The sequence below is a fragment of the Streptomyces sp. WELS2 genome (genome assembly GCF_013870595.1).
Classification (GTDB): Bacteria; Actinomycetota; Actinomycetes; order Streptomycetales; family Streptomycetaceae; genus Streptomyces.
This window is the reverse complement of the sequence record NZ_JACBWZ010000710.1, coordinates 1-3252: the sequence shown is the minus strand read 5'-3', so window position 1 is coordinate 3252 and position 3252 is coordinate 1. Positions and strand designations below refer to the sequence as shown.

4 protein-coding genes and 1 pseudogene are annotated in these 3252 nt (G+C 74.7%); 1 reads left to right on the top strand and 4 read right to left on the bottom strand.

Annotation, left to right across the window (positions count from 1 at the left end):
- Positions 1-162: 162 nt before the first annotated feature.
- Positions 163-543, top strand: coding sequence for a hypothetical protein (locus H5J33_RS28560; protein WP_181797715.1), 381 nt, complete (start codon positions 163-165; stop codon positions 541-543).
- Between the two features lie 164 nt (positions 544-707).
- Here the strand turns inward: H5J33_RS28560 and H5J33_RS28555 are convergent, their stop codons facing one another.
- From H5J33_RS28555 to H5J33_RS28540, 4 genes and pseudogenes are all read right to left on the bottom strand, one after another.
- The gene (locus H5J33_RS28555) at positions 708-884 is read right to left on the bottom strand and encodes a hypothetical protein (RefSeq protein WP_181797714.1); all 177 of its coding nucleotides are present in this window, start codon (positions 882-884) and stop codon (positions 708-710) included.
- 181 nt (positions 885-1065) lie between these two features.
- Positions 1066-1710 carry a DUF899 domain-containing protein gene (locus H5J33_RS28550; protein WP_181797713.1) on the bottom strand — a complete coding sequence of 215 codons (645 nt, stop codon included), beginning with the start codon at positions 1708-1710 and terminating at the stop codon, positions 1066-1068.
- 132 nt (positions 1711-1842) lie between these two features.
- A pseudogene (locus tag H5J33_RS28545) lies at positions 1843-2070 on the bottom strand (amidohydrolase); the annotation flags it as partial.
- Between the two features lie 100 nt (positions 2071-2170).
- Positions 2171-3252: FUSC family protein (locus tag H5J33_RS28540; RefSeq protein ID WP_181797712.1), on the bottom strand; the 1082-nt coding region annotated here is incomplete at its 5' end.

Here is a 3252-nt window from a genome sequence, read left to right as displayed (position 1 = left end):
ACCGGGGACACCGGGACCGGGGGCACCGGCACCGGTGCCGGGTCCGACCCCCATCCCTGTACCAGCCCCCATGCCGGTGTCGGCTCCCGAAGCGGTGCCGGTGCCCGTACCGATGGCCGTGCCGGGCTGGACAGCGCCCTCGGCCTGGACACGCTCGTCCGGATGCAACGCCGGCGGTCGGCCCCGGACCAGGGCGCGGGTCAGCCGCTGTCGCTGCCGGACGGCATGACCGCGCCGCTCGGCTGGGACGCGGTGGCCGTGCCCGACCGCCTGGGCCCGCTCGTCGTACCCCGGCTGCCGCGGGTCGGCTGTGTGTACACCGACGGCTCCCGTTGGTGGTGGATCGTGCCGTCGGACTCCGACTACGCCCTGCCCTGGCCGTCACCGGCCCGCTACACCACGGGCGCCCTGGTCACCGGCACCGCCCGGCTGATCCACCGCCCGGCGGGCACGGTCCCGTACACCCCGCCGATCCCGCTGTACCTGGCGCTGTGCCGGGTGACGGGTACGGCTCCGGACTGGTCGCGGGCGGCGTCGGCGTAACCCCGTACGCCCCTCGTACGCCGCGCACGCCCACCACGTACCCCCGCGCATCCCGTATGCCCACCACGTACCCCCGCGCACCCCCGTACGCCTCACCCTTCCCCCGTACGTCTCCTCACACCCCGTACGCCCCCGTACGTCTCCTCATGCCCTGCCCGGCCGGCTCACTCGGCCGGTTCGGTGCCACGCACGATCACCAGGAAGGCGTCCGTCGCGAGGTCCATGACGACCTCGGCGGGCAGGCCTTCCATCCGTCGCGCGTGCGCGAACTCCTCCGCGGGCCAGGAGCCGCGCGGACCACCGGCGGGAAAGCGTTCGAGCACTCTTCGCCCGTTCACCATCTCGACCTCCAGAAGCGTCGTACGTGTAAGGAGTCAACGCCCTGGAGAGGGAAACGCCTCGCCCGGTGACGGTACTGAGACCTAGCCGACACCGGTTCGGCGCGGACCGTGAGGATCCGTTCACCTTCCGGCACGAACCCGGCACGAACCGCACGTTCCGTATGCCGGCCGGCCTCCCGGGTCAGTAGTCGTACTCGTCGTGCAGCCGCAGCCGGTCGCTGCCGGCGGGGTTGCGGCCGAGCGCGGTCAGGTCGAGCAGGGCCGCGGTGGTGCCCAGCACGTCCAGCCCGTCGTCGTACAGCGAGTAGGTGTGGAAGACCCGGTCGTGGTCGCGCAGGAAGCAGCTGACGCCCGCGCGTTCGACCGGTTCGCCGTCCTCCTCGACGGTGGCCTCGAAGTCGCGGTTGAAGTCGTTGTGCGCCGAGGAGTACCAGGGCACCGCCCAGCCCATCCGCGCCTTGAACGGCAGGATCCGGGTGAACGGTGCCCGGGAGACGGCCGCGAAGGAGGTGTTGCGGGCGCGCAGGTGGGCGAGGTGGCCGACCTGGTCCAGGAAGGCCGCGCAGCACGGGCAGCCGGCCTCCCACTCCGGCGCGAACATGAAGTGGTGGACGACGAGCTGGGCCCGGCCCTCGAAGAGGTCCAGGAGGGTGGCCTTGCCGTCGCCGCCCTCGAAGACGTACTCCGGGTCGACCTCGACCATGGGCAGCCTCCGGCGCTCGGCGTCCAGGGCCTCGCGCGCCCGCCTGACCGCCTCCTCCTTGTGCCGCAACTCCTCGCGCGCCGCGCGCCACCGCTCACGCGAGACGATCTCCGGAAACGACATGAGCCCTCCTGTCCGACGGTCCGTCCGTGGTGGTGACCGCCGGCGCGCGCGGAACTCATCGCGGCGAAGGGGGAGTTTTTCGGCCAGTCTCGACGGGCTCCCGTGCCACCGGTGTTCCGCCGGGCGGCGGGCTCAGGTGTCGTACTCCTGGACGCGCCGTCCGTGGCCGCGCGCGGTCGGCGCGGGCAGCCGCCGCGTCAACTCCCGTACGACGTCTTCCACGTCGGGGGCGAGCAGTACCCGGTCCCGCTTCAGGACGCGGCCGTCGACGATCGTCGTACGGACGTCGGCCGCGCGGGCGCTGTGCGCCAGGGTGACGGCGAGGTCGTGGACCGGCCGGGAGCGCGGGCCGGTGAGGTCGCAGCCGGTGACGACGAGGTCGGCGGAGGAGTCGCCCTGGGTCCCAACGGCACTCATGCGGCCAACGTACGCTCGGTACGGCTACGACGGCTCGGTACGGCTACGCCGCGACGGGCAGCGGTACCCGTAGGCCCCGTCGCTCCAGCCGCTCCAGCTCCTCCAGCGCCTCGCGCAGCCGCCGGAGGTGCCGGGGGGTGAGCCGCCCGGTGTCGTCGAGGTGCACGGCGCAGGCCGTCGTGGTGTCCACGAGCCGTTCCAGCGCCTCGGCGACGGCGTCCGTGCCCTCCGTGTGCCGGGCCAGGGCGGGCAGTTCCGCGGCGGCGAGCGAGATGGCGGTCCGGGCCTCGGCGAGGGTCCGGTAGGCCTCCCGGCGCAACGCCCACCGCTCGGCACGGTCATCGGCCCCCTCGCCCGTCGTCCGCCGCCCGGCACGGTCACCAGGCACCTCACCCGTCGTCCACCGCCCCGCACGGTCACCGGACTCTTCTGACGACAAGCCCGGCTCGGCACCGTCACCGGGCTCTCCCCGCCGCCCCCGTCGCCCGGCGCGGTCACCGGACCCGGTGGCGGCCTCGTGGCCGGGCGGGCCGAGGACGTGCAGCAGGTAGGCGTGTGCCGCGCCCCCGGCCGCCGCGAGCCGGTCGCGTACCCCGCCGCCCCGCTCCCCCGGCATCGGCAGGTGCCCCACGACCAGCACGAGCGCGCAGGCCAGCAGGGTCTCGCCGATCCGGCCGGCCGAGGCCTGCGGTTCGCCACCGGCCATGACCAGGGCGAGGACGAGGACGGTCGCGACGGCGGTGAGCGCGGCGAAGTGCCGGGTGGCGACCGGTATGAGCGCGCCGCACACCGCCACCAGCGCGATCAGTCCGGCCGGGCGGGGCAGCAGCGCGGCGAGCCCGGCGAAGACCAGGGCGCCGAGGACGGTGCCCGCGGCCCGGCACAGCACCCGGGAGGCGAGCGGGCCGAGGTCGGGCTTGACGAGGAAGACGGCGGTGGCGGGCAGCCAGTACCAGTGCGCGTGCGGTCCGTACCAGCGGGTGTGGTGCAGGACCTGGGCGATGGCCGCACTGGCGCCGAAGCAGAGGCCGACGCGCAGACCGTACTCGCGTCCGCCGGCGCCGAGCGCGGCCCGCAGCGCCCGGCGCGGGCTCCGGCGCCGGACGGGCAGTCCGCGGTGGGCCC

Excerpts from the sequence above, each read along its gene's own strand:
- H5J33_RS28560 (WP_181797715.1), top strand. The coding sequence starts at position 163 with ATGCAACGCCGGCGGTCGGCCCCGGACCAGGGCGCGGGTCAGCCGCTG.
- H5J33_RS28555 (WP_181797714.1), bottom strand. The coding sequence starts at position 884 with ATGGTGAACGGGCGAAGAGTGCTCGAACGCTTTCCCGCCGGTGGTCCG.
- H5J33_RS28550 (WP_181797713.1), bottom strand. The coding sequence starts at position 1,710 with ATGTCGTTTCCGGAGATCGTCTCGCGTGAGCGGTGGCGCGCGGCGCGC.